General features: G+C 63.1%; 25 protein-coding genes and 1 tRNA gene. 13 read left to right on the top strand and 13 right to left on the bottom strand.

What is annotated here, in order from left to right; all coding sequences use genetic code 11:
- Nucleotides 1-5: 5 nt before the first annotated feature.
- Nucleotides 6-1064, bottom strand: a complete 1059-nt coding sequence (locus RAZWK3B_RS00220) for an A/G-specific adenine glycosylase (protein ID WP_007811084.1) — start codon at nt 1062-1064, stop codon at nt 6-8.
- A 93-nt stretch (nt 1065-1157) separates the two neighbouring features.
- Here RAZWK3B_RS00220 and RAZWK3B_RS00215 point away from each other — a divergent pair, with 93 nt between their 5' ends.
- The 4 genes from RAZWK3B_RS00215 to RAZWK3B_RS00200 all read left to right on the top strand — a co-directional run bounded on the left by RAZWK3B_RS00215 (nt 1158) and on the right by RAZWK3B_RS00200 (nt 3967).
- A complete protein-coding gene (locus RAZWK3B_RS00215) occupies nt 1158-1667 on the top strand; it encodes a DUF721 domain-containing protein (protein ID WP_007811083.1) in 510 nt (169 codons plus the stop codon).
- Between the two features lie 21 nt (nt 1668-1688).
- Complete coding sequence (locus RAZWK3B_RS00210; RefSeq protein ID WP_007811082.1) at nt 1689-2354, top strand: DsbA family protein; 666 nt, start codon at nt 1689-1691, stop codon at nt 2352-2354.
- The gene (locus tag RAZWK3B_RS00205; RefSeq protein WP_007811081.1) at nt 2354-3466 is read left to right on the top strand and encodes a CaiB/BaiF CoA transferase family protein; all 1113 of its coding nucleotides are present in this window, start codon (nt 2354-2356) and stop codon (nt 3464-3466) included. The genes RAZWK3B_RS00210 and RAZWK3B_RS00205 overlap by 1 nt, the downstream gene beginning before the upstream one ends.
- Nucleotides 3467-3622: 156 nt before the next feature.
- Nucleotides 3623-3967 (top strand): ATP-binding protein, encoded by a 345-nt coding sequence (locus RAZWK3B_RS00200; RefSeq protein WP_007811080.1) that lies wholly within the window; start codon nt 3623-3625, stop codon nt 3965-3967.
- Nucleotides 3968-4061: 94 nt separating this feature from the next.
- Here RAZWK3B_RS00200 and lpxK read toward each other — a convergent pair whose 3' ends face one another.
- A complete protein-coding gene (lpxK, locus tag RAZWK3B_RS00195; protein ID WP_007811079.1) occupies nt 4062-5063 on the bottom strand; it encodes a tetraacyldisaccharide 4'-kinase in 1002 nt (333 codons plus the stop codon).
- Nucleotides 5063-6277, bottom strand: coding sequence for a 3-deoxy-D-manno-octulosonic acid transferase (locus RAZWK3B_RS00190; protein WP_007811078.1), 1215 nt, complete (start codon nt 6275-6277; stop codon nt 5063-5065). The genes lpxK and RAZWK3B_RS00190 overlap by 1 nt, the downstream gene beginning before the upstream one ends.
- Nucleotides 6278-6594: 317 nt before the next feature.
- On the opposite strand from RAZWK3B_RS00190, the gene RAZWK3B_RS00185 reads away from it, so the two are divergent.
- On the top strand, nt 6595-7338 hold the full coding sequence (locus tag RAZWK3B_RS00185) for a glutamine amidotransferase (protein ID WP_157132127.1): 744 nt from the start codon (nt 6595-6597) through the stop codon (nt 7336-7338).
- Here RAZWK3B_RS00185 and RAZWK3B_RS00180 read toward each other — a convergent pair.
- Both RAZWK3B_RS00180 and RAZWK3B_RS00175 read right to left on the bottom strand, forming a co-directional pair.
- A complete protein-coding gene (locus RAZWK3B_RS00180; RefSeq protein WP_007811076.1) occupies nt 7320-8576 on the bottom strand; it encodes an NAD(P)/FAD-dependent oxidoreductase in 1257 nt (418 codons plus the stop codon). The genes RAZWK3B_RS00185 and RAZWK3B_RS00180 overlap by 19 nt on opposite strands.
- A 200-nt stretch (nt 8577-8776) precedes the next feature.
- Nucleotides 8777-9694, bottom strand: coding sequence for a LysR family transcriptional regulator (locus RAZWK3B_RS00175; protein WP_007811075.1), 918 nt, complete (start codon nt 9692-9694; stop codon nt 8777-8779).
- A gap of 130 nt (nt 9695-9824) precedes the next feature.
- On the opposite strand from RAZWK3B_RS00175, the gene RAZWK3B_RS00170 reads away from it, so the two are divergent.
- Entirely contained in the window at nt 9825-10805 is a 981-nt protein-coding gene (locus tag RAZWK3B_RS00170; protein WP_037294871.1) for a sterol desaturase family protein, read from the top strand.
- An 80-nt stretch (nt 10806-10885) separates the two neighbouring features.
- Here the strand turns inward: RAZWK3B_RS00170 and ykgO are convergent, their stop codons facing one another.
- Both ykgO and RAZWK3B_RS00160 read right to left on the bottom strand, forming a co-directional pair.
- Nucleotides 10886-11011 carry a type B 50S ribosomal protein L36 gene (ykgO, locus tag RAZWK3B_RS00165; RefSeq protein WP_005850168.1) on the bottom strand — a complete coding sequence of 42 codons (126 nt, stop codon included), beginning with the start codon at nt 11009-11011 and terminating at the stop codon, nt 10886-10888.
- A gap of 83 nt (nt 11012-11094) precedes the next feature.
- Nucleotides 11095-11169: transfer RNA gene (locus RAZWK3B_RS00160), tRNA-Val, on the bottom strand.
- A 145-nt stretch (nt 11170-11314) separates the two neighbouring features.
- Here RAZWK3B_RS00160 and RAZWK3B_RS00155 point away from each other — a divergent pair.
- Entirely contained in the window at nt 11315-12178 is an 864-nt protein-coding gene (locus RAZWK3B_RS00155; RefSeq protein WP_007811055.1) for an N-formylglutamate amidohydrolase, read from the top strand.
- A 12-nt stretch (nt 12179-12190) separates the two neighbouring features.
- On the opposite strand, the gene RAZWK3B_RS00150 is transcribed toward RAZWK3B_RS00155, so the two are convergent.
- On the bottom strand, nt 12191-13444 hold the full coding sequence (locus RAZWK3B_RS00150; RefSeq protein ID WP_007811053.1) for a DNA polymerase IV: 1254 nt from the start codon (nt 13442-13444) through the stop codon (nt 12191-12193).
- 57 nt (nt 13445-13501) lie between these two features.
- A complete protein-coding gene (gene pyrF / locus RAZWK3B_RS00145) occupies nt 13502-14194 on the bottom strand; it encodes an orotidine-5'-phosphate decarboxylase (protein ID WP_007811051.1) in 693 nt (230 codons plus the stop codon).
- A gap of 213 nt (nt 14195-14407) precedes the next feature.
- Here pyrF and RAZWK3B_RS00140 point away from each other — a divergent pair, with 213 nt between their 5' ends.
- The 6 genes from RAZWK3B_RS00140 to RAZWK3B_RS00120 all read left to right on the top strand — a co-directional run bounded on the left by RAZWK3B_RS00140 (nt 14408) and on the right by RAZWK3B_RS00120 (nt 20955).
- A complete protein-coding gene (locus RAZWK3B_RS00140) occupies nt 14408-15181 on the top strand; it encodes a hypothetical protein (protein ID WP_007811049.1) in 774 nt (257 codons plus the stop codon).
- Between the two features lie 173 nt (nt 15182-15354).
- On the top strand, nt 15355-17973 hold the full coding sequence (gene clpB / locus RAZWK3B_RS00135; RefSeq protein WP_007811047.1) for an ATP-dependent chaperone ClpB: 2619 nt from the start codon (nt 15355-15357) through the stop codon (nt 17971-17973).
- Nucleotides 17974-18104: 131 nt separating this feature from the next.
- Complete coding sequence (locus RAZWK3B_RS00130) at nt 18105-18884, top strand: FkbM family methyltransferase (RefSeq protein WP_007811045.1); 780 nt, start codon at nt 18105-18107, stop codon at nt 18882-18884.
- A gap of 110 nt (nt 18885-18994) precedes the next feature.
- Nucleotides 18995-19162 carry a hypothetical protein gene (locus tag RAZWK3B_RS20925; RefSeq protein ID WP_007811043.1) on the top strand — a complete coding sequence of 56 codons (168 nt, stop codon included), beginning with the start codon at nt 18995-18997 and terminating at the stop codon, nt 19160-19162.
- 93 nt (nt 19163-19255) lie between these two features.
- Nucleotides 19256-19999, top strand: a complete 744-nt coding sequence (locus RAZWK3B_RS00125) for a class I SAM-dependent methyltransferase (RefSeq protein ID WP_157132083.1) — start codon at nt 19256-19258, stop codon at nt 19997-19999.
- A 14-nt stretch (nt 20000-20013) separates the two neighbouring features.
- On the top strand, nt 20014-20955 hold the full coding sequence (locus RAZWK3B_RS00120) for a hypothetical protein (RefSeq protein WP_007811040.1): 942 nt from the start codon (nt 20014-20016) through the stop codon (nt 20953-20955).
- 12 nt (nt 20956-20967) lie between these two features.
- On the opposite strand, the gene RAZWK3B_RS00115 is transcribed toward RAZWK3B_RS00120, so the two are convergent.
- From RAZWK3B_RS00115 to RAZWK3B_RS00100, 4 genes are all read right to left on the bottom strand, one after another.
- Complete coding sequence (locus tag RAZWK3B_RS00115; RefSeq protein ID WP_157132082.1) at nt 20968-21810, bottom strand: hypothetical protein; 843 nt, start codon at nt 21808-21810, stop codon at nt 20968-20970.
- A gap of 98 nt (nt 21811-21908) precedes the next feature.
- Entirely contained in the window at nt 21909-22868 is a 960-nt protein-coding gene (locus RAZWK3B_RS00110; protein ID WP_037294734.1) for a glycosyltransferase family 2 protein, read from the bottom strand.
- Between the two features lie 47 nt (nt 22869-22915).
- Nucleotides 22916-23956 carry a glycosyltransferase family 2 protein gene (locus tag RAZWK3B_RS00105; protein ID WP_007811034.1) on the bottom strand — a complete coding sequence of 347 codons (1041 nt, stop codon included), beginning with the start codon at nt 23954-23956 and terminating at the stop codon, nt 22916-22918.
- Nucleotides 23953-25851, bottom strand: a complete 1899-nt coding sequence (locus tag RAZWK3B_RS00100) for a glycosyltransferase family 92 protein (RefSeq protein WP_007811032.1) — start codon at nt 25849-25851, stop codon at nt 23953-23955. The genes RAZWK3B_RS00105 and RAZWK3B_RS00100 overlap by 4 nt, the downstream gene beginning before the upstream one ends.
- Nucleotides 25852-25949 lie beyond the last annotated feature (98 nt).

Raw genomic sequence — 25949 nt, 5'->3', positions numbered from 1 at the left:
ATCAATTAGTGTTTCAGACTTGACCGGGCAAGATCAAACACCTTGCGCATCACGGTGGGCAGATCCGAAGGGCGGAACGCGGTGGCGGGGGTGAAGGCGCCCCTCAGCGGGGCGGCGTTCTGCGGGACATGCGCCACCTTGATCGCCAGCCGCAGATGGAAATGCGTGAAGGTATGGCGCGCCTCTTCGCCGAGCTCGGTCCAATCCGCCTCGATCGGTGGGGCGGGGATCGGCGCGCTTTCGGTCCAGTCGCTCCCGGGCCAGCCCAGCATCCCGCCCAGAAGCCCCTTGTCGGGGCGGGTTTCCAGCAGCCAGGCGCCATCGGCACGCCGTGCCACATAGGCGATGCCGAAGCGCAGGGGTTTGGGCTTTTTCGGGGTCTTGTGCGGCAACTCGGCCTGCACCCCGGCCTTGCGCGCCGCACAGGCCCCCCACCAGGGGCAGATCCCGCAGGCCGGCGCGCGCGGCGTGCAGACCGTGGCACCGAGGTCCATCACCGCCTGCGCATGACATCCCGGCCGACGTTTGGGCGTCAGCGCAGCGGCGGCGCGGACCAGTTCGGGCTTGGCGGCAGGCAGCGGCGTGCGGATGTCGTGCACCCGCGCCATCACCCGCTCGACATTGCCGTCCACCACCACCTCGGGCGCGTCAAAGGCGATGGCCGCGATCGCGGCCCCGGTATAGGGGCCGATCCCGGGCAGCGCCATCAGCGCCTCGCGCGTTTCGGGAAAGCGCCCGCCATGATCCTCGGCCACCACACGCGCGCATTTCAGAAGGTTGCGCGCCCGCGCGTAATAGCCAAGCCCCGCCCATTCGCCCATTACCTGCGCATCGGGCGCGGCCGCCAGCGCCTCGACTGTGGGCCAGAGCGCCGTGAACCGCTCGAAATAGGCGCGCACCGCCGCCACCGTCGTTTGTTGCAGCATCACCTCGGACAGCCACACCCGATAGGGATCAGGCCGCGTGCCCGCCAACCGCGCCGCCGGCGCCACCCGCCACGGGAGATCGCGCGCATGCGCGTCATACCACGCCAGAAGATCGGCGGGATCCGGCCCGTCACCCATCGCTGTCACGCATTCTTTATCTCCACCTTCGGCTTTCCGGCTGGCAAGAGCCGACACATGCCTTAAGATAGCGGGCAAGTCGAGGAAGCCAGCATGACAAGGCGCGAAAGCACGACACGGGGTTTCAAGCGCACCGCACAGCTTGTGCAGGGGCGCATCCGCCATGCCTCGGAAACCCGTGGCTTCGCACAGACCCGGCTGCTCACCCATTGGCCCGAAATCGTGGGCGAGGATATCGCCGCCATCGCCCGGCCCGTCAACATCTCCTACACCCGGCAGGGGTTGGGGGCGACCCTGACGGTGCTGACCACCGGCGCGCAGGCCCCCATGCTCGAGATGCAGAAGGAAACCCTGCGCGACAAGGTCAACGCTGTGTATGGCTATAACGCCATCGCCCGCATCCGGGTGACCCAGACCGCGCCCACCGGCTTCGCCGAAGGGCAGGCCAGCTTTCAACACCGCCCCGCCAAGCCGGAAAAACCCGCCCCCGATCCGCAAACGCAGGCCCGCGCCGCCGATCTGGCCGCCCCGATCGGCGATGCCGGTCTCAGATCGGCGCTTGAAGCCCTGGGGCGGAACGTTCTATCCAGATCCAAACGCTGACAAAACCGAAAGGGATCACGCATGACCCGACTGACCGCAATCGCGGCCCTCTGTCTCGCCCTCGTCGCCGGTGCCGGCTGGTGGCTGACCTCCGGCAGCACCACTCCGCCCGATCTCACCTTCGCCGCCAATGCGCAGGAAGCCTCCGAGATCGACACCTCCACGATCACCGAAATGTCGATCGGCAATCCCGATGCAGCGGTCACCGTGATCGAATACGCCTCGTTCACCTGCCCGCATTGCGCCGATTTTCACGGCGGTCAGTTCAAGCAGCTCAAGTCCGACTATATCGACACCGGCAAGATCAACTTCATCTACCGCGATGTTTTTTTCGACCGCTTCGGCCTCTGGGCCTCGATGCTGGCGCGCTGCGATGGGCAGGATCGGTTCTTTGGCCTGACCGCAATGCTTTATGAAAAGCAGAAGGACTGGGTCGGCAAGGGTGATCCGGTGGGCATCGCCAATGAATTGCGCCGCATCGGCAAGGTCGCCGGTCTGGACGAGGACCGCATCGAGGAATGTCTCGCCGATCAGGACAAGGCCAAGACACTGGTGGCATGGTACCAGAAGAATGCCGAAGCCGATGACGTCACCTCGACGCCGACGCTTGTCATCAATGGCCAGAAATACTCCAACATTGCCTATGCCGACCTGAAGGCGATCATCGACGAGAAGCTGGGCAACTGATGAGCGCACCACTCGCCGGCCTCAAGGTTGTCGAACTCGCCCGTATCCTGGCCGGTCCCTGGGCCGGCCAGACCCTTGCCGATCTGGGTGCCGAGGTAATCAAGATCGAAAGCCCCGCTGGCGATGACACCCGCCAATGGGGCCCGCCCTTCATCGAGCGCGACGGTGATCGCTCCGCCGCCTATTTCCATTCCACCAATCGCGGCAAGGCCAGTGTCGCGGTGGATTTCCGCACGCCCGAAGGGCAGGCGCATCTGCGCGACATCATCCGCGACGCCGATATCGTGATCGAGAATTTCAAGGTCGGCGGTCTTGCGAAATATGGCCTTGATTACGACAGCCTCGCCGCGATCAATCCCGGCCTGATCTATTGCTCGATCACCGGCTTCGGTCAGGACGGGCCCTACGCGCATCGCGCGGGATACGATTACATCATTCAGGGCATGTCGGGCCTCATGTCGATCACCGGCGATCCGGATGGCCAGCCCACCAAGGTGGGCGTCGCCGTCACCGATGTCTTCACCGGGGTCTATGCCACCACCGCGATCCTTGCTGCGCTGCACCAGCGCGGCGCCACCGGCAAGGGGCAGCATATCGACATGGCGTTGCTGGACGTGGCGGTATCGATCACCGCCAATCAGGCGATGAACTACCTGTCCACCGGCACGCCGCCGGGCCGTCTTGGAAATTTTCATCCCAATCTCTCTCCCTATCAGGTCTTCGACTGCGCCGATGGGTTCATCATCATCGCCGTGGGCAACGACGCGCAATTCACCCGGTTCTGTGCGCTTTTGGGCTGTCCCGATCTGGCCGATGATCCGGACTACGCGACCAATCCCGCCCGTGTATCCAACCGCAAAAAGCTTGATGATTTGCTAACGGAACGCACGAAACACTTTTCCAAGGCAGATCTTCTGGCCGCCTGCGAGGAACAGGGCGTGCCCGCTGGTCCGATCAACGATCTGGCCGAGGTCTTCGAAGACCCGCAGATCAAGGCCCGCGGCATGAAGGTCGAGCTTGACGGCGTGCCCGGTGTGCGCTCGCCGTTCCGGTTTTCCGGCGCCGAGCTGGCGCTTGTCCGCCCCTCGCCGCGACTGAACGAAGACGGCTGACACCGCTGCACTGCCGACGCCACATTGACTCAGATCAAAAGCACCGGCGCCGATTCGGTTTACCTTGGGTTATTGCGCCTGTTTCGGATAACGTCCCGTCTCCTCCCCGCGTGCAACCTGATCCGGTTCCGGCGTCCGTCCTGATATGAGGGCACCATGCTGCGTACCGACGATCACACACCCGAAGATCACATATCCCCCGATCCCATTCCGACTGCCCGTCGCCGTCCGCCGCGCCCTCCCGGTGCGCGTTCCGAAGACGGCCTTGCAGCGCGCTGCACCGGATGCGGTGATTGCGTCTCGGTGTGCCCGGCCTCGACCCTGTCGCTCGATCCGGATGGCTACCCGGTTCTGCGGGGGGCTGATCGCTGTGGGCATTGCGGTCTGTGCGCCGATGTCTGCATGTTCGGTGCGATCGAACTCACGGCCCGCACCCGCACCGGTCTGGCCCTCGTGATGGCGATCGAACGCGGCATGTCGCGCCACCCCGGCGAGGGCTGAGCCGGGTGATTTGTGTACGGGATGGACACAAATTCCGGAAATCCCTCCGCAGGTCGTCCTGAACGCGTGTAGGTTTCGTACCAAACATACACATCTATGCCTGCCGCAGCCCGACCCGCGCCAGTACCTCCTCCAGCGGGGTCCAATCCTCCAGCTCCAGCCGCACGGGAAGCGTCAGAACCTTCTTGCGAAACTCCGCCGGAAGCCGCACCGCATCCTTCTCGGTGGTGACCAGTTGGGCATGGATCAGCTTGGCTTCGGCCTCCAGCCGCATCATCAGCGCCTGGGTCAGCGGCTGATGGTCCTCCAGCGCCTCCGCGCGGGCGACCTCCCCTCCAAGCCCTTGTAAAGTCGCAAAGAATTTCGCGGGATTGCCGATGCCCGCAAAGGCCAGAAAGCGCGTCCCGGTCCAGTCCATTCCGGTTTGCAGCGGTGCCAGACGGCCTTTGACATGCGGCACAGCGATCGCCTTGCCCCATCTGTCGACAAAGCTCTCCTGCGCCGCCTTCGGCCCGATCGACAAGACGGCATCCGCCCGCGCCAGCCCCTTGGCCACCGGTTCGCGCAATGGCCCTGCCGGAATGCAGCGCCCATTGCCAAAACCCTGCACCGCATCCACCACGATGATAGATATATCCTTTTTTATCAACGGGTTCTGGTGTCCGTCATCCATCACGATCACATCCGCCCCGGCCAGTTCCGCCGCCTTCGCAGCCGCCGCCCGGTCCTTCCCGACCCATATTCTCGTGAAGGCCGAAATCAGCAGGGGTTCATCCCCAACCTCTTGGGATGTATGGGTTTTTTCGTCCACCTCCACGGGTCCATCCAGCGTTCCGCCATGCCCGCGCGAGATCACATGCACCGTTTTGCCCATCGCCTGCAACTGTTGGACAAGCGCTATGACCGTCGGGGTCTTTCCCGTGCCGCCCGCATTGATATTGCCCACGCAAATAACTGGAATTGCAGGAAAATATTTCGGTTTCGCGGCAACTCTCCGGGCCGTTGCGGTGGCGTAAAGCGCGCCCAGGGGCGCCAGGACCCGCGCTTTCAGCGCCGGTGTGTCGGGGTCCGTGAACCAGAAATCCGGCGCGCGCATCACCTTGCCCCCATCACATCAAGCGTATCCTGCACGAGATCCATGATTTTGTCAGTGACTTCAGAGCCTTGCGAGGCCACGTCCCATGCCGCATGCGCCATCGCCGCCGATTGGTCCGGCGCGATCAACCTCTGCACCGCCGCCGCCAACGTCTCAGAATCCTTGACGATTCTCGCCGCTCCGGCCTCCGCGAACCGCGAGTAGCTCGACAGGTACCGCCGCACGTTCGGCCCATACAGGATCGCCGATCCATGCGCCGCCGGCTCATTCGGATCGCGCCCCCATTGCCCGCTTTCCAGCGAGCTGCCCATAAAGGTGATCGGCGCAAGCCGATACCACAACCCCATTTCACCAAAGGTATCCGCCAGCAAAATCTGTGTCGTTTCCTCGGGCATGGCCCCTTCCGACCACACCGCAACCCGCCAGCCCTTCTCTTGCAGGCGGGTCTTGAAACGCGGCCCGTCAGCCGGATCATCCGGCACGACCACCAGCAAAGCCCGGTGCGCCAGGCGGCTGACCACCCGGTGCGTTTCCATGATCGCGTCCAATTCGCTTGGCTGGATCATTGCGCCCAGCCATACAGGCCGACCGCGCAGCAGCGACGCCATCTCTTCGCGGTCGGACTCGTTGTAATTCAGGGCGATGGCGCCTTCCTGAAACGGGCCGGTGACCAAAACCTCGGTGTCCTTCACGCCAATACGATTGAGAAAGCGGACAGTCGTGGCCGATCGCGCCATGATCAGCGCGAACCGTTCCAGCAGTGCGCGCGGCAGGTCGGGAAACCAGCGCCAAGCCGAGTGGTCAAGCAAGGCTTCGGTCGCGTCCACCAAATAGAGCGGCACCTCGTTTTCATCCGCCACGCTGATGAAAGCGGGGTGCAGGTTGCCCCCGGCCCAAAGGCATATATCCGGCTTCCAATGGTCGAGAAACGCCCTTGCATTTGCGGTCGTATCCGCCGGAAGCCTTTGTCTCAGAACGTTTTTCGAGCGCGTTTGCTCGATCGGTTCGTCCGGGGTTGTCAGCAGCATGACCAGCCCCGGTCGCTGTGCTGCCAGTCGTCCGGCAAGTTGTTGAAGCGCGTCGACATGCTGCGGCTCGACAGCATAGGCCCAGATCAGCTCTCCTTGGGGGCGCTCGATCTCGGGGCGAGTGATATCCTGAGAAGACCCACGGGAATAGGCCAGATACGCCGCAAGGCTGAGCGATCTCCGCATGGGGTCTACCCGCGCTCCGCGCGCGCCGGTGGGGCCGTTTTCCCCCTGCCGGGGACACGGTCGCGGGCGCGATATCTGCAAGTAAAATCAAGTCTTTCCAAAGGCCTGAACGCATCGCATCCTTGGTCCAGCAGCGCTCTGCCGCAGGCCGGATCAAAGCTATGGGCCATCGGGATTGTCCTTGTCGATTTTGTGTTCAGACGCAGGGTATTCTATTGCCGCGCAGCGTCAAGCGCATGGCCCTCCCCGCCCCCGCAGTCTTGACGCAGGCGGTAAAACGGGCCACCAGACAGGCTCCTTATGCGGACAAACCCATGCTGAAACCCTTTCTTATCCTGCAGTTGCGCCCCGAGGCCGAGGCAGCCGACGACGAATTCGCGGCAATCCTGCACAAGGCGGGACTGACCCCTGACGAGGCGCATCGCATCCGCCTTGATCAGCAGCGGCTGCCGAATGATCTGTCGCTCGACGATCATGCCGGTGTCATCGTGGGGGGCGGGCCGGGCTGCGTCAGCGATGCGCCCGAGGAAAAATCTCCGATCGAAGCGCGGATCGAAGCCGATGTGCTGTCCCTGATGCCGCAGATCACCGAGCGGGATTTTCCTTTTCTGGGTTGCTGTTACGGGATCGGGATCCTTGGCAAGCATCTTGAGGCTGCGGTCGGCAAGGGCCGCTATGGGGAGCCTGTGGGCACATCGGATTGCAGCCTTACGGACGCGGGGCGCGCCGATCCCCTGTTGGCGGATATGCCCGATCGGTTTCAGGCGTTCGTCGGCCACAAGGAGGCGCTTGAAGAGCTGCCCGAGGGCTGCGCGCATCTGGTGCACTCCGCGGCCTGTCCGTTCCAGATGGTGCGCTATGGACGGCATGTCTATGCCACGCAGTTTCATCCCGAGGCGGATGCGCAAGGCTTTGAAACAAGGATAAAAATCTACCGGCACAGGGGATATTTTCCGCCCGAGACCGCCGAGGATCTGATCGCCATGTGCCGCGCCGCCGAGGTGCATGCCCCCGAGCGGATCTTGAGGAATTTCGTGAAACGCTACCGCGCTGATGCGTGAAAGCGGTTGGCGTCGTAGGGGGCCAGGTCGATGTTGGGGCGCTGCCCGTCGATCAGCCCGGCGATGATCCGGCCTGTCTTGGGGCCGGCAGTCAGGCCGACATGCTGATGACCGAAGGCGGCAAAGACACCCGTTCCGCCCAATTCTCCGACCAAAGGAAGGCTGTCCGGCGTCGAGGGGCGAAAGCCCATCCACTCCTCGACATGATCGGCGCGAAGGTCCGGAAACACCTTGTTTACATGGCTCCGGATCAGTTTGAGAGGGGCGGCGGAGGGGCCTTTTTCGATCCCCCCAAGCTCGACCGTGCCGGCGCAGCGCAGGCCGGTGGCCATGGGGTTCACGGCGAACTTGCCGGCCGAGATCATCAGCGGGTGCCGGGGCATCTGCGAGGGGTTGACGAAATGCAGGTGATAGCCGCGCTCGGCCTCGAGATGAACCTTGATCCCCAGTTTGCGCATCAGCGGTTTCGACCAGATGCCAGCGGCAAGAACCGCATGGTCGCAAGGCATTGGTCCCTGATCGGTCTCGACCCCGGTGATGCGCCCGTCGGTCAGGGTTATGTCTATGATCTCGCGCTGTAAATACTGGCCGCCTTCATCGCGCAGAACCTCGGCCAGATCGGCCATGTAGGCGCCGGGATCGGCGATATGGCCATGCCCCTCGAGCACCGCCAGACAGCCGACGGAGGGGCCGAGCATCGGCTCGATCTCCTGCACCTGTGGTCCTTCATGGAGCGTGGGGACCATGCCCACTTCGCGCTTGATGCCCCATGCAAAGGCATCTGCGTCAAACGCCTTGCGTGAGGGGTAGGCATAGCCAAAATCACTGGTAATCACCCATTTCGCAGCGCGGGTGCCGCGTGTCAGGGCGATATGCTGGTCGACGCTGTCGGTGACCATGGGGATCAGCGCGTCGATCATGCGGCGGCAATCGCGGGGGTTCGCATTGCCCACGAAGCGCGCGAGCCAAGGCGCAAGCCGGGGCAGATAGCCCCATTGCATGAACAGCGGTGAGTTGGGATTTACAAGGTATTTCAAGCCTGTAGTCAGAAGATCCGGGGTGTTCACCGGCACCATGGCCCATTGCGCCAGCAAGCCCGCGTTCCCATAGGACGCCCCCGCGCCCGGTCCGTCCCGGTCGACCAGCGTGACGTCATGGCCGGCGCGGCGGAGCCAGATCGCGGAGCTGAGGCCGCAGATGCCGGCGCCGATCACGATGATCTTTCTGGGTGTGGTCATGGTGGGGTCCGAATGTTGTGCTGAAGGCACCTAATCCGAGGTTTTGGACCGGGGCAAGCGGGTGTTTTCACGCGAGAGGCGCGAATCACCGCCAAAGCCCTTGGTTAACAGGCCAAACCGGCCTCGGTATCGCGGCGGTATCACGTCGGTATCGCGTCGGTATCGAGGGCGGTGCAGGCGAGGGTTAACGCGCCGTGCGGTCAGGCACGGGAAACGAGTGCGTCGGGATTTGCGAAATAGGACTGACAGCGGGTGACGAATTCGCTGACGGCCCGGCGCGGCGCCTGCTTGTTGTAGCCGACCGACAGGGTGAGGGTGGGCAGAGGATCGAGGATCGGACGCGCGACAACGCGATTGCCTGCATAGCTGATATCGGTCAGCGGCAGCATGTTGAGGATCGCGCAGCCCGCGCCGCTGCCCACAAGGCTGCGGACCATTTCGGTGGAATTGGCATGGGCGACAATGCTGGGGCGCTGTCCTGCCATGTCGAAGAGCCGGCTGTAATAGTCGGTGACCACAGGCCGGTCCAGGGTGATGATCGGTTCCTCCAGCAGATCGGCAAGATGGATCGCAGGCTGCGCGGCCAGAGGGTGATCCGCCGCCAGAAGGCAATAGGCGGGCGCCTCGATCAACGGGTCATGGTCGATCCACGGCGCTGCCGCGTCGGAGACGAAGAGGATCGCATCATATTCGCCGCGGTGCAGGCCAAGCTGCACCGCGTCGTTGTCGCCTTCGTGCAGGTGCAGGGTCAGGTCGTGGCGGGGCTGCATCAGGTTGGACAGAATCCCCGGCAGAAACGCCGGAGCGACGGGTGAATAATACCCGACACGCAAAGCCCCGGTGAAGGACCGTTTCAATTCCGCGCCATCCTTGAGAACCGTATCGAACTCTTCCAGCAGCGTCGCGAACTTGCGCAGCATCACCTGACCGTCGGCGGTGGGTGTGATCCCGCGCGAGCGCTGGCGGGTCACCAGCTTGAGCTGGAAATGCGCCTCGATCTGGTCGATGGCGGCGGACACCGCCGAGGCGGCGATCCGAAGCTCGGTTGCGGCGCGCGAAATGTTGCCGTGCCGCAGGGCGACGGTGAAATAGCGCATGGCTTTCAAGCTGACGGTCATGCTGGCCCTCCGGTCTGGGAGTATCCTCGGATTTATAGGGGAAATTAGAAAGTTTTTTCTGTTTTTCACATAAATGACGCCGGGCGATACTTGGCCGCAACCCATCGACCCGCATGCGAAGGAGGCCAGGATGTCGGACGACCCCGTGAAAGGCTGGAACCACCAGCCAGCCCTGCCATTGACCGTATCCCCGTTTTTCACATGGCCCCTGCGCCCGCTCGAGATGCTGCGGTGGGTGTGGAATTCGTGGTTCCTGATCTCGGAAAAGCTGATCCTTGTGGGGATTGCCTTGGCGTCATTCTACTGGTTTCAGCCACCGCTCGAGGAGACCCGGACGCTGGCGGTGGGCTGGATCGCCGAGCTCTATATCCGCAACCTGTGTCTGATGACGTTGGTTGCGGGCGGGCTGCACCTTTATTTTTACACGTTCACCGCGCAGGGCCAGAGGCTGAAATACGATCCGCGCCCTTTGATGGTGAACGGCAAGCAGTTCACGCTTGGTGGCCAGATTCGCGACAACATGTTCTGGACCCTGGGCAGCGGCGTCTTTTTCTGGACGGCCTATGAGGTGTTGATGTTCTGGGCGATGGCCAACGGGTATGCGCCGGTTCTGACATGGGCCGCGCATCCGGTGTGGTTCGTGGCGCTGTTCTTTCTGATCCCGGTCTGGGAGAGTTTCTATTTCTACTGGATTCATCGCCTGTTGCATGTGCCGGTGCTCTATCGGCATGTGCATGCGCTGCATCATCGCAACATCAATGTCGGGCCATGGTCGGGGCTGTCGATGCATCCGGTGGAGCACGCGATCTTCCTTGGATCGGTGCTGATTCACTGGGTCGTTGCCGCGCATCCGGTGCATATCCTCTATCACATGCAATATCTGACGCTGACGGCGGCCACCACGCATTGCGGGTTCGAGGGGGTGGCGATCAAGGATGAGAACCGCCTGAAGCTGGGCACGTTCCATCACCAGATGCATCACCGCTATTTCGAATGCAATTACGGCTCGCTCGAGGTGCCGTGGGACAAGCTGTTCGGGTCGTTCCACGATGGCACCGCGCGGGCGGATGCGCGCATGAAGGAACGGCGCAAGCGGATCATGGGCGGCTGAGCGGCTGCGCGCGGAGGGCTAAAAAGAAAAGGCCCCGCCGATTGGCGGGGCCTTGTCACGTTCGAACCCTGTGACGCGGTTCAGCCCTGACGGGCCTTGAAACGGCGCTGTGTCTTGTTGATGACGTAGACGCGGCCTTTGCGGCGCACGACACGGCAATCACGGTGCCGGTTCTTGAGCGAACGAAGCGAGTTGCGAACCTTCATGGTCGTCTCCTGTCTCTGTCGCGGCGCGGGCCAGCGCCTGGGGTTGCGGGTGCCTAGCGCCGAGGCGCGGGGCGAGGAATTCATGGTGGGCGATACAAGGTTCGAACTTGTGACCCCTTCGATGTCAACGAAGTGCTCTACCGCTGAGCTAATCGCCCATGAATACCGAAACGGACCCTGCCCCAAACAATAGGGGCGCGGAAAGCCGCGCCGGTGAGAGCGGTCTATAAAAGGAGTCGGAATAGGGATCAAGGGCTTTTAGAACGCTAATTTCGGTCTATGATGGCGACAACAGGAGAGACGATGCCGAAAGCCGCCTATTATCTGACACATCCACAGCGGCGCACCACCTCGGTGGTGTTCGCATCGCCTCATTCGGGGCGGGATTATCCGTGGTCCTTCTTGCGGCGCACCGCGCTGAACGAGCATTCGGTGCGCAGTTCGGAAGATGCCTTTGTCGATCAGCTGTTCGAAAGCGCACCGCGCCATGGCGCGCCGTTGATCCGCGCCGGGGCGCCGCGCGCGTTTGTCGATCTCAACCGCAGCGAAGACGAGCTTGACCCCGCGCTGATCGAAGGGGTGCGGCGGTCGGGGCACAATCCGCGGATCGCCTCGGGGTTGGGGGTGGTTCCGCGCGTGGTGGCCAATGGGCAGGCGATCTATTCCGGCAAGATCCCACTGGCCGAGGCGCAGCGGCGGATCGAGACCTATTGGCGGCCCTATCACGAGGCTCTGGAAACGCAGCTGTCGCAGGCGCATGTGATGTTTGGTCAGGCGATTCTGATCGATTGCCACTCGATGCCGCATGAGGCGATGGATGCGGTGGCACGCACCGGTGTGCGCCGTCCCGAGGTGGTGCTGGGGGATCGGTTCGGCGCGGCGTCGGCGCCCGAGATCGTGGACCGCATCGAAGAGGCGTTTACGGCGGCGGGGCTTGTGGTGACACGCAACACGCCGTTCGCTGGGGCGTATGTGACGCAGCATTACGGGCGACCATCACGGGGGCGTCACGCGGTGCAGATCGAGATCGACCGCGCGCTTTACATGAACGAACAGCTTATTCGCCCCAATGGGCATTTCGAGGCGTTCCAGCAGCTTCTGGACGGGGTGATTGCGGATATCGCCCGGATCGGACGCGCCGCTGAACAGCCGCTTGCGGCCGAGTGACCGGGGCCTGATTTACCGCAGTGAGCGACCTTTGAGGATCGCACCGGGGCCGAAGCGGGCGCGGATGAGATCGGTTGCGCGTTCGGCCCCGCTGCGGCGGGCGGCATTCGGATCGAGAAGATCGCCCGAGAGATCCGCGCCTTCCTCGGGCAGCAGTTCGGACAGGCCCACACCGATCAGCCGGTACGGGGCCTGACCTTCGACCTGATCCAGAAGCGCGCGCGCGGTGCGGTAGATCGTGTCAGCCAGTTGTGTGGCGTCACGCAGGGCGATGCGCCGGGTCAGCCCGGCATGATCGGCACGCTTGAGCTTGAGGGTGACGACCCGGCCCGCGAGCCGCTTGGCTTTGGCACGATCCGAGACTTTTTCGGCCAGCCGCCACAGATGGCCATCCAGAATGTCGGTGGCGCCGGTGTCTTCGGAAAAGGTGGTTTCGTTCGAGATCGATTTGACCGGCGCATTGGCCGAGACGCGGCGCGCGTCCTGACCACGGGCCAGATGCCAAAGCCGGTTGCCCATCGAGCCGAAGCGCGCGATCAGATCCTGACGCTCCCATCTGAGAAGATCGGCGAACGTGCGGATGCCCGCCGCATCGAGCGCTGTGCGCGTGGCCTGTCCCACACCCCAGATCAGGCCAACGGGGTTGTCGCGCAGGAAATCGTCGGTTTCGGCGGCGCCGATCACCGCAAAGCCATGCGGCTTGTCCAGATCGGAGGCGACCTTGGCCAGAAATTTGTTGTGCGACAAGCCGATAGAGCCGGTGACGCCCAGTTCGCTGCGCATCCTGCGGACCAGACGGGCCAGCATCACCGCAGGCGGCGCGCCATGCAGGCGGGCGGTGCCGGTGAGGTCGAGAAACGCCTCGTCCAGCGACAGGGGTTCCACTGCGGGGGTGAGGTCTTCCATCATCGCGCGGATCTGGCGGGAGACCTGAACGTATAGCTCCATCCGGGGTTTCAGGACCACCGCATCAGGGCAGAGCGCCAACGCCTTGAACATCGGCATCGCCGAGCGGACGCCGCGAATTCGCGCGATATAACAAGCAGTTGAGACCACACCGCGCCGCCCGCCGCCGATGATCACGGGTTTGTCGGCAAGGCTTGGGTCTTCGCGTTTTTCGACGCTGGCATAGAAGGCGTCGCAATCCATATGCGCGATCGACAGGTCGAACAGCTCCGGGTGGGAGGTCACACGGGGGCTGCGACAGGCGGGGCAGCGCGGTCCGGCGTCGAACCGGGTCAGGCAATCGCGGCAGAGGGCTGGCATCCGGGCCTCGGGGTTGCGTACGACATGAACGGTTTGTACCGCAGTTTCGTACGAAAATCAGCCGGCGAGTTCCGTCAGGATGGATCGTGCGGCAGCCACCGGATCGGACGCGGCCCAGATCGGGCGGCCTACGACGATATGATCGGCACCGTCGGCGATGGCCTGAGCGGGGGTGGCCACGCGTTTCTGATCGCCGAGATCCGAGCCGGCGGGACGCACCCCCGGCGTGACAATGAGCCGACCCTCCGCTTCGGGCAGGGCGCGGATCATCGAGGCTTCCTGTGGCGAGGCGATCACGCCATGGGCGCCGGCGTCGAAGGCGCGGGCGGCGCGCTCGGCCACCAGATCGGGCACCGCGCCGGGACGGATCAGGCTGGCATCCAGATCGGCCCGGTCCAGAGAGGTCAGGATCGTGACGGCAAGGATCTTGGTGGCGCTGCCGGATGCGCCTTCGCAGGCAGCGCGCACGACATGTGGATCGCCATGCACGGTCAGGAAATCCAGATCGTATTGCACCAGCCCGCGCACGGCCTTTTCCACGGTGGCGCCGATGTCGAAGAGCTTGAGGTCGAGAAAGATGCGTTTGCCGTGCTCTTGCTTGAGCTCGTTGGCCACCGCCAGCCCGCCGCCGGTCAACATGCCAAGGCCGATCTTGTAGAACGAGACGGCATCGCCCAGACGGGCCGTCAACGACAGCGCATCGAGCGCGTTGGGAACATCGAGGGCGACGATCAGGCGGTCATCGGACATGGGGTGCTGCCTTTGGTGATTGGCTGGGTCAGGATCGGTTGTCCTTGTCGCGGCAGCGGGCGGCGGCGTCAAGCCTGCAGGGCGCGGCACCGAGAGCGCGTCGGAGTGACAAGGATAGCTTGCGTTCTGTCTTTGGATGGGCACGTCAACTCTGAGTTGACCGGGGCGGGGCGGTTCGGCATTGTCGCCCTTGGTAGAGAGTGTGAGCGGTTTATGCAGATCAATATCACCTTGGATCATCAGGGAAGCGGCCCCGAACGTGGCCCCGTGCAGGTCGGTTGGTTTCTGACATCCAACAAAGCTGGCGTGCTGTTCGATCCGCCCGAGCGTCTGACCTCGCGGCAGACCAATACCGGACACGCGAAGTCGGCATCGCGCTGTCCGAGCGTAATCCAGATGGAAAGCCGGTATTTCGTGGTCAAATGCCCTTACGACCTGCATATCGGGTTCAACCGCAAGGAAGATGGCTGTGCCGTATTGGTCAACCGCGCGGGGGCCTCGGGGGCGGTGCGACGCGCCAAGCTGTCCAATTTGATCACGTTGGTGAACGAGGAGGAATGGCGCTATCCGGACCGGCCGACGGTTCAGATCGTGCTTCCGTATTGCTTTATCGCGGATGAGACGCTGTACATGACGCAGCTTGGGCCATTTGCGCATTACCGCCCCGATCCGCTGCCCGGAACGATCTTTGGCGGGCGTTTTCCGATCAACATCTGGCCGCGCCCGTTGATGTGGGCCTTTGAATGGCACGACCCCAAGAAGGATATCGTGCTGCGTCGTGGGGAGCCGTTGTTCTACTGCCAGTTCGAGGCCTCTGGTCCCGAGCGCCCGATCCAGATGATCGAGGCGGATCGCACGCCCGAATTGCAGGAGTATATGGACAGCCTGTCTGGTGTGGTGAATTACGTGAACCAGACATTCGGTCTGTTCAAGGCCGCCGAGGCGATCCGCCCCAAGAATTTGCTCAAGGCGAAAAAGCGCGACTGATCCCAGGCTGGTCCGGGTGTCTGTCGGGTGGGCGGATAATCCGCAGGGTTTTGCGCGGCCCGTCTTGAACATCACGGGCGTGTTACCCATTTTCATAAATGAGGTTCCCGACCGCCGCATGCCTCGTGCAGGGTGCGCGACCGGGGTAACGCTTGTGACAAAGGAGACAGACCATGGACTTGAACAAGTTCACGGAGAGGTCGCGCGGATTCATCCAGGCGGCACAGACGATTGCGATGCGGGAAAGCCATCAGAAACTGGCGCCCGAGCACCTTCTCAAGGCGTTGATGGACGACAGCGAGGGGCTTGCCTCGAACCTGATCCGACGCGCGGGCGGGACGCCCGAACGCGTGGTGCAGGCGCTCGATCTGGCGCTGGGCAAGATCCCGCAGGTGAGCGGCGATGCCGGGCAGACCTATATGGATCAGCAGACCGGAAAGGTTCTGGCCGAGGCCGAAAAGCTGGCGGGCAAGGCCGGGGACAGTTTCGTGCCCGTGGAACGGATGCTGACCGCGCTGGCCATTGTGAAATCCCCCGCCAAGGATGCGCTGGATCAGGGTGGCGTGAGTGCGCAGAGCCTGAACGAGGCGATCAACGACCTGCGCAAGGGGCGCAAGGCCGACAGCGCCTCGGCGGAAGATACCTATGAGGCGCTTGAAAAATACGCCCATGACCTGACACGCGCAGCGAGCGAGGGCAAGATCGACCCGATCATCGGCCGCGATGACGAGATCCGCCGCGCGATGCAGGTTCTGAGCCGCCGGACCAAGAACAACCCGGTTCTGATCGGTGAGCCGGGTGTCGGCAAGACCGCCATCGCCGAAGGGCTGGCGCTGCGCATCGTCAATGGCGACGTGCCCGAAAGCCTACAGAACAAGCGGCTTCTGGCGCTGGATATGGGCGCGCTGATCGCCGGTGCGAAATACCGCGGCGAGTTCGAGGAGCGTCTGAAGGCGATCCTGAACGAGGTGACGGCGGCGGCCGGTGAGATCATCCTGTTCATCGACGAGATGCACACGCTGGTGGGCGCGGGCAAGGCCGATGGTGCGATGGATGCGGCCAACCTCATCAAGCCCGCGCTGGCGCGCGGTGAGCTGCACTGCATCGGGGCCACCACGCTTGATGAATACCGCAAGCATGTGGAAAAGGACGCGGCATTGGCGCGGCGCTTCCAGCCCTTGGTTGTAGAGGAGCCGACGGTTGAGGACACGATTTCGATCCTGCGGGGCATCAAGGAGAAATACGAGCTGCACCACGGTGTGCGCATCTCGGATGCGGCGCTTGTGGCGGCGGCGACGCTGAGCCATCGGTATATCACCGACCGGTTCCTGCCGGACAAGGCGATCGACCTGATGGACGAGGCCGCGAGCCGGCTGCGGATGGAAGTGGACAGCAAGCCCGAGGAACTGGACGCGCTGGACCGCGAGATCCTGCAAAAGCAGATCGAGGCCGAGGCGCTCAAGAAAGAGGATGACGCCGCCAGCAAGGACCGTCTGGAAAAGCTGGAAAAGGAGCTGTCCGAGCTGCAGGAGAAATCCGCCGAGATGACCGCGCAATGGCAGGCGGAGCGTGACAAGCTGGCCGGTGCCCGCGATCTCAAGGAGCAGTTGGACCGCGCCCGTATCGAGCTGGACCATGCCAAGCGCGAGGGCAATCTGGCCCGTGCGGGGGAGCTGTCCTATGGCGTGATCCCACAGCTTGAAAAGCAGCTGGCCGAGGCCGAGCAGGCCGAAGAGGACGGTGTCATGGTCGAAGAGGCGGTGCGCCCCGAACAGATCGCCCAGGTGGTCGAACGCTGGACGGGTATCCCCACCGCCAAGATGCTGGAAGGCGAGCGCGAGAAGCTGTTGTCGATGGAAGACAACCTGCATCGCCGGGTGATCGGGCAGGATCAGGCCGTCAAGGCCGTGGCCAATGCCGTGCGCCGGGCGCGCGCCGGGCTGAACGACGAGAACCGCCCGCTTGGGTCGTTCCTGTTCCTTGGTCCGACGGGGGTGGGCAAGACCGAGCTGACCAAGGCGGTCGCCGAATTCCTGTTCGACGACGATCAGGCGATGGTGCGGATCGACATGAGCGAGTTCATGGAGAAACACTCGGTCTCGCGTCTGATCGGCGCGCCTCCGGGCTATGTCGGTTATGACGAGGGCGGGGTGTTGACCGAAGCGGTGCGGCGCCGGCCCTATCAGGTGGTGCTGTTCGACGAGGTCGAAAAGGCGCATCCCGAAGTGTTCAACGTGCTCTTGCAGGTGCTCGATGATGGTGTGCTGACCGACGGGCAGGGCCGGACGGTGGATTTCAAGCAGACGCTGATCATCCTGACCTCGAACCTTGGCAGTCAGGCGCTGAGCCAGATGCCCGAGGGCGCGGATGCCGCCGACGCCAAGCGCGACGTGATGGATGCGGTCCGGTCGCATTTCCGGCCTGAATTCCTGAACCGTCTCGATGAGATCGTGATCTTCGACCGCCTGACGCGCGACCAGATGGGGGGCATCGTGGATATCCAGATGCGCCGGTTGCTCAAGCGTCTGGCAAGCCGCAAGATCGCTCTGGACCTGGACGAGGCCGCGCATAAGTGGCTGGCCGATCAGGGCTATGATCCGGTCTATGGCGCGCGCCCACTCAAGCGGGTGATCCAGAAGGCGTTGCAGGACCCGCTGGCCGAGGCGATCCTCGGCGGTGAGATCAAGGATGGCGCCACGGTGCCGGTCAGTGTCGGCGCAGAGGGGCTGATTATCGGTGATCGGGTCGGCACATCGGACCGCCAGCCGCCGCAGGATGCGGTGGTTCACTGACGGGTTTCACTCGCACCTCAAACGGCCCTCGGACCATCCGGGGGCCGTTTTGTTTTGCGGCAGGGCGTACTCATCGGTTGATTTTACGCCCGATCCGGTAACAATGCCCCAAACGCAAAGATCGAGTGCCCATGTCGAATACGAGTTCCGCCGCCCGAACGATCCATACGCTTGATGGCGTCGAGGTCATCGACCGCTTTCTGCGGCCGCAAGCCGTCGATACGCCGCTGATCCGGTTGGGCGAGTTCGGGGACGGGGGCTATCTGGTGCCGGACGATCTGCGCGGGATCGCGGCCTGTTACTCGCCGGGGGTGTCCGAGCAGGCGACGTTCGAGATGGATCTGGCCAAGCGCGGGATCATGTCCTTCATGGCCGATGCCTCGGTCGAAAAGCCGCCGCTGGATGTGCCCGGCGCGCAGTTCGTGCCGAAGTTTCTGGGCAACAGGGACAAAGGCAACACCATGACGCTGGAAACCTGGGTGCGCGATACGGACCCCGCGCCGGGCGAAGACCTGCTGCTGCAGATGGATATCGAGGGGGCGGAATACAGCACGCTGGCGGCGGCGCCGCGCGATCTGCTCCGGCGGTTCCGGATGATCGTGATCGAGTTGCATCACCTGCCCTCGGTTCTGAGCAAGCCGCGGTTTCTGGGGCCTGCTCTGGAGGTGGTGGAGAAGCTTCGGGACGATTTCGTGACCGTCCATCTGCATCCCAACAACGTTTCGGGCAGTGTCGAGATCGATGGCCAAGCGATCCCAAGGGTGGTGGAGGCGACGCTGTTGCGCCGTGACCGGGCAAGCGGCCTGCGCCCGATCATGGCACAGGATTTGCCCCATTCGCTGGATCGCAAGCACAACCCGCGACGGCCCGCGCTTCCGGTGCCGGGGCGGTGGCTTGGAGAGGCGGGATAGGCGGAGGGCGCATCACTCGCGGGCCGTATTGCAAGGGTTTGCTGCAATGATGAATTGATTTTCCGGCCGATCCGGTGAAAATAGCGCGCAAATAATAGTGCGTAATGGCAATGAGTGAGGTGGCAGCGGTGACCAACGCAAAAGGTGATGAGCAGGCCAATCTGCTTGCGGGCAAGCGCGCCAAGGGGCAGGCATATCTTGAGTTTCTCGCCGATATGCATGGCGCCATTGGCCTGGGCCAACCTGCCCGAACACTACGAGCATTGCCATGTTCGTAACCATTGCTCCCTCAGTTCCGCGATGGTCCCGTACGTCGGTTGGCGCGGGCCTACGCAGTGCACCTGTAAACCGCATCGAAAATTGAGGGCGGCATGTTCAGAAAATTAACCGGACGCCACTATGTCAATTTTCTTCGAGATTTCCACCATAAGCACGCGCTTGACTGGTATCTCGAGATTGGCTGCCGGACCGGCCGCACCCTCGCCGAGGTAAGCGGACCAGCTATCGGGGTGGACCCGTATTTCCGGCTAGAGGGCGATATTCTGCGCGGCAAGCCCCGGCTGATGCTGTTTCAGCAAGAGAGCGATGCGTTCTTTGCCGACGATTTTCTCGCGACCAACGGGATTCGGCTCGGCATGACCTTTATCGACGGCATGCACCTGTTCGAATTCGCGCTGCGCGACTTCATGAATGCCGAGCGCAACAGCCAGCCCGGCGGGGTCGCGCTTATCCACGATTGCTACCCATTCCGGCGGGGCCACCTGACGCGCGATCTGGACAACCTTCCGGCGGTCTGGACGGGCGATGTCTGGAAGCTCGTCCCGATCCTGAGGGAATACCGGCCAGATCTTGACATCATCACCGTCGATGCGCGGCCCACGGGACTCCTGATCGTCTCGGGCCTCGATCCCGAGAGCCGCGTCCTGCATGACCACTACGAGGACATCCTGGCGCGCTTCACGGAGATGCAACTTGACGAGTACGGTTTTGACGCGTTCTACGACCTCGTCCCAATCCGGTCCGCCCGCGAGGTGGCTGATGAAGGCTTCATCTTTGCACGGGCCGTGGTTCAAGATATCCGCGAGCGCGCGCGGCCCGACGTCATTACCCCCTGATAGGGCCGCTATCCATGCCGGCACAGCCCGTCATCTTCGCCTACCGAAAGGCTGACCGCACGATGGGGTCCAAGATCATGCGCTGCGACCAGCTGTGCGGGATGGCGACGCGTCTCGGTGGCGGCGGCCATGGTTTCTCGGTGCTCGAAGTGCCGCCGCCCGGCGCGGCGCGCCGCCTCCGGCACTTTGCCAGACAAACAAGGGGCGCGGTGGTGATCGGCCTGAAACATGCGTTCAGCGCGCTCCCGCCCGAGACCTTCGAAGACCTGCGCAAAGGTTTCGCCGCCTATTGTATCGATCATGTCGATTCGGTGCCCGACGATGCAATGCTTCTCGCGGCCGATGCACATATCCTCGCCTCGTTCGAAGGGATGCGCCGAGTGCGGGCACGGCTGCGAGCGCTCGGCGCGGAAGACCGGCTGGTGCGGCACGTCACCCACCATGCCGACCCGCGTCTACCTGCGCCTGCGCCTCCCCAACAAGCCGCCCCCGGCAGGCTTTGCGCGGTCTACCTCGGCAATCCCGCCAACACTGTTTTGCCGCGCGATCCGGGTCTTGGTGGGCGCATCACGATCCTCGACCATCTCAAAATCGGCTTCGAGGCAACGCTTGCGGAATTGCCGGACTACAACCTTCACTATGCCGTGCGGCGCACCACTCGCAACCGGCACGCCTCCAAGCCCTTCACCAAGGGGTTCACCGCTGCTGCGCTGCGGGCCAATATCCTCGTTGATGCCGGGACCGACGATGCCTTGCATTATCTTGGGGCGGATTATCCCTTTCTCATCCCGTCCAACTCGGTGGATGACATTGCCGCGGGCGTCGTGCATGTCACCGATGCCTTCGGCACAGCAGAATGGCAGCGCGGGCTTGAGGTGATGGATTATGTCCGCCACGTCAGTTCGCCGCGCCACGTGGTGGGGGAACTCACACAGGTGCTGCGCGATGTGGTCTGATGCCAGCACGGCTCAGAGACCGGTTTCCGCGATAATGATACGTGCCGCGCGGCGGGCATAGGTCTTGCCGTTGAACATCGCGGCTACGGGATGCTCGTCCTTGATCGGCATCATCTGCCAGCGGTAGCGGCCATCGTAGAACTTGAGGTTCGTCTCGCACAGCAGCAGCTTTCCGGTTGCGGCGCAGGGTAGCAGGTCATGGGCGTAAAAGTTGCAGCCCAGTGCCTCGGACACGCCGCGCGCGATGCGTGCGATCTGCCGTTTGTTGGGCACCACGAGCCGCGCATGAAGGTCCGAGATCACGGCAAGATCAGCAGGCGTGTCGCCTGTATGCACGCTCGGGTCGCCCTCAGCCACATCGCGGCAGCGCGGCCAAGCATAAAGCACCCGCGCCCCGAAACAGATCGCGCGCAGACTGACGTGAAAGGCGCGGCCCTGCACTTCGTGGACGGTATCGACCAGCGTGGTATTGTAGCGTGCATCGTCCAGCGCGCTGCCCGGCGGCAGGACATCCACTTTGACATGGGCGTTGACCGCTTCGTTGGAGAACACCGTCTCGTCGCCTGCCTGCCCCTGCAGCAGGCGGGGCATCGGCACCCCAGCGGCGGTCAGCACGGCATTCTGCCGTCGCTTGTCGCCGACCACCCGCGCCGCCGCCCCGCGATGGTGGAGCGTATAGCCTAGCGTCTCGAGTTCTGACTCGATTGCGGCGAGTTCGGGCGGCTCGCCCGCCGAGACATAGTTCAATTCGTTGAAATGCAGCAGCGCATGGGCGCGCTCGTGGGGCGCCGGGCCGCGCGCGATCAACTCATCGGAGGTCAGCGTCTCGCTGCGCACGCCATGCTTCTCAAGCATCTGGCACAGCCTCGTTATTACATTGGGTGAGCCTTTGCCTTTGGCTGACAGGCTGGGGCCGATGGGCGTGACGAAATGGAATATGCCGCGCGTCTCCATCAGCCTACCAGCCTTTCCAGCAACGCGTCGAAATCCGCCTCTGCCTTCAACTCGGTGATCATCTCGCGGTGCCTCTCGCAGCAGGCGTCATGCAGGCGGCGCAGTTCGGGGTCGGACAGAAGCTCGTCGTAGATGGCGGATTTGGCCGGGCGGATCGCGTCGATGCTACGGTCTTCGACATCGTTGTGGTTCATCGTGGTCCAGTATTCCAGCCCGAGCGCCTCGCCGTCGTGATGCGCCCGGCCGCGAGCCTTTTTGACAAGGTAGGATTCGCAGGATTTCAGGGCGTAATGGTTGATCTGCACCAGATCGTAGCCCAGTGAATCCGGTCCCGACCGCCAGCTGCCTTTGAGGTAGCGCTCCGGCATCAAGTCACCCGAGCCGTTATACCAGTGCAGATCGGCAAACGCCTCGACCGTGGGGCGTTTGGGCCGGTGTACGCCGATATGTCCCCACAGACCCCGGTGGAACATCGTCTTGAGACCCCAGGCCTGTGGCGGGCGGCGCGTATCTTCCGGGGCCGCCATGCGGAACTGATCGGTCAGGAATCCGTCGGCATAGTCCTGCACGCCGGCATTGCCGAAGAGCCGCCATGTCATCGAGATGGTGCGGGCTTGCGGAATCGCATCGCACAGGGCGCGCAGGGTGTTGTCGCCGGTCTTGATGTTGATGAACTCGTCTGCGTCGATCGGAATGACCCAATCGTCGTCTGCTGCCAGCTTCATCTTGAGAAACCGCCGATAGGCGCGGCGCTGCGGGGCGGCGTTGCGGGCGGTGTTGTCGAAATGGCGGACCTTGCCCATCGCATCCAGCCGATCAAGCAAGGCATCCGATCCGTCCGTGCAGTCATTCGAGAAGATCGTGATCTCGTCCACGCCGATTGCCAGATTGTGGGCGACCCATTCGACGATGAAGGGGCCTTCGTTTTTCATCGGGGTAACAGAGACGAACTTTGACATGACGACATTCCGGTCCTTGTTGGAAAGCGGCGATGCGGGACGCGCGCTCAGTAATCTTTTTGCATGATCTGGCTTTTGGTCTCGAGTTTGTTGTCGTGTAGCCAGTGGCGGAAATCGGTCCAGTCGGGGCGCGATTTCAGCTCGGCTATCTTGGCGCGGTGCCAGTCGCAGGCGCGGGTATGGAGCATCTTGAGCACCGGATCGGCGAGCAGCGCATCGAGCATCGGGCGGGCGCGTTCGGCATGGGGCAGGATGCTGTTATCCTGTGTGCGATTGACGTTCATGTCGGACCAGTAATGCTCGGACTGTTCGCGTGCCACGTGATTGGTGCGACCGCGATCGCGCTTGACCAGAAAACTGTCGAGCGAGCGGACCGAATAGTGATGCAGCCGCGCATAGCGGTGGCTGAAGCCGGGCCAGGCCCGCCAGCTGACCTGTTGCATCGGGCGAAGGTTGCCGCCGCAATCGGACCAGCGGACATCGTCCTCGAGCCCGTCGGGCACGGCTTTGGGGCGGTGGGGGTTGTACTTGCGGAACAGCCCGTTGTTGCGAAACAGCGTCTTGAACCCGGTGGCGCGGCCATTGGCGGGATCGTCCTCGGCATCGGCCAGAAGGAACTGGCGGGTCACGGGCGCGTCGCTATAGGCTTCGATGCCGCCGCAACCGAAGAGTTTCCAGGTGAACGACACCGCGTCGCAATCGCCGATCTGGTCGTGAAACTCGTCCAGCGAGGTCAGTCCGGCGCGCAGGTTGATGAATTCGTCCACATCGAGGCACATCAGCCAGTCTGACTGCCTGACCCAAGGATGCGCCGCCGACCGGCGCAGTGCCTTGTGCTGAGGCGGGGAGCCGTCGCCCACGGGGTTGGGGCGGTGGCTGCAATATCCCAGCTCGTCCAGTCTTTGAGCGAGCAGGTCGGTGCCGTCTTCGCAATCATTGGTGAAGATCACGAACCCGGTGAAGCCGAGGGTGAGATTATGCGCGATCCATTCCAGAAGAAACGGTCCCTCGTTCTTCATGGTGGTCATGATGATGCGCGGTCCGCCGCTGGCCGGTGCGATGGGAAAGTCCGGGGTGCGGGTCATCATTCGGCGGCCTGCTTTCTGAGTTTCCGGAAGGCTGACCTTGCCCGTAGGGCCAGTTCGGGGCGTCCACGATCCTGAAGGTAGGACTCGAGCGATTTGCGATACCAGGGCAATCCGCGACGCGCGCGGTAAAGGCTGTAGAACAAGTCCGGTGTCAATGTGTCGTCGATGGCGTGCTGCATGATCGGCTTGAGAAGCTTGGCGCGGCGCAGGAACACCGGTGTGAAATGTCCGGTGCACCAGCTTTTGAGGAAATGTACGTTGTCGCCTTCGAGCCGTTCCACATGGCGGCGGTCGGGTTCGAAAAACGGGTCATAGAGCACGAAGGCCTTTTCGATGTCGTCGATTTCGTAGGCGCCGTCGCTGAAGGGGAGCGACCAGTCGCGCTGGCGGCCCATGCGAAAGCGTTTTTCCCAAGGAACAAGGGTTTCGTCCAGCGTGGTCTGGGGGTTGAAGCTGATGATGGTGGCGCCGGGGGCCAGGGATGCGAAAGCGAGGGCGGCAAAGCCTCCCATGGAGGTGCCGGTCATGAAGACCTTGCCGAATTGTTTGAAGAATCCACTGGCGGCGAGGGTCTGCAGATGCTCGATCAGTTGCGGATCGCGGAACCAGTCCTTGCGCCGGGCCATGACGGACAGGTGCGAACAGTTGTTGTCGCGCACGAATTTGTAGGCCCAGGGTTCGCGGGTGAAGGACAGGTCATTGACGTTCGAGAGATTGTCGAAGGTCACGACAAGCCGGGCATCGTCGCGGCGGATGCAGACAAGCGCGTGATTGGCCAGCCGTGTATAGAACCCTTGCTGGTCGCCGCTGGTGTGGATTTCCGCGAACCATGCGGGAAGGCCCGGGCCTTGGGCGGGCGTGCCGTCGGGCGTGTCTCCCAGACCGTCATCAGCCTCTGTATCATCGGGCATGGACTCGGGCGGGCTGTTGGTCTCTTTGGCCGGTGATGGCACGAGGATGACGGGCTCCGACATGCGCATGTCGTCCAGCGCGGCGCGTTCGCGGGCGCAAACCGCCTCTTGTGCGGCGGCGATGCCGGGCAGGGCAAGAAGAGCGGCGATCTGCGTGTCGATGGCGGCGCTGTGGCTGGCAAGACCGGGGTCAGGCTCGGTCATGGCGGCGAAGCGCTGCAGGTGGGCTGCGAGGGTTGCGGCATCCGGTCTGTTTTTCTCGGGCAGGGCGTTCATGCGCAGCAGGTAGGTTTCGACCGAGGCCGCGGACAATTTCAGGATCGTGGCCTTGTCGGTGCCGATCACGCCTTTTGCGTCGCTCCATGCCGTGCGGCTATAGGGGCGCGGCATGGCCTTGCCGCTGCCGTTGACCCATTTCGGGTCGGGCTTCTGGGCGGAACCTGTGGGCATGTCCGGGGTGCGGGAGGGGTAAAGGCCAAGGCGCACGATGCTGCGAAAGCTGCACTCGGGCACGGCGTCGGGCAGGGGCGCGCGGTGCGTGGCGGCGCTCAGAACCGGGCCGGGCATATGTTTCTGCCGCCCGCCGGTGCCGAACTCCAACACCGGGGCGCAGAGCACATCGGCATCCTTGCACGCTTTCATCAGCGCCTGAACTGTGCCGCCCTTGGCGGTGATGCGCAGATATTCATCGGGGGCAAGGAACAGGCCGTAACCGCCGCTTTGCCGGGCTTCGAGCGTGGCGGCGCGCAGGGCCGAATTGCGCATTTCCTCGGAGGTTTCCGGATCGACGGGCACGGGTTGCAGCGTGACCACCCCGGCATCTGCCAAGGCGTCGAGAAGGGGCCTTTGGCCATCCGACTTGCTGCCGACGAAAATATGAATGTCAGTGGCGCCAATGGATTTGTGATAGGAAATCCATTCCAGCAAATCCGAGCTTTCATTAAGAACAAAGGAACTGAGAAACAGTTTCGGATTGGCTGCCATCTACTCGACTATTCCTGAACGTCTGCCTTGCGGCGGGGACGCTTGCGACAACTTTTTGTCAGTGTATAAGTTTTTGGGCAGTCGGGAAAGGCGGATTT

Source organism: Roseobacter sp. AzwK-3b (genome assembly GCF_000170875.1).
Taxonomy (GTDB): Bacteria; Pseudomonadota; Alphaproteobacteria; order Rhodobacterales; family Rhodobacteraceae; genus Roseovarius; species Roseovarius litoreus.
Note: the sequence above shows the minus strand (reverse complement) of the source record. Positions and strands in the feature narration are given on the sequence as shown.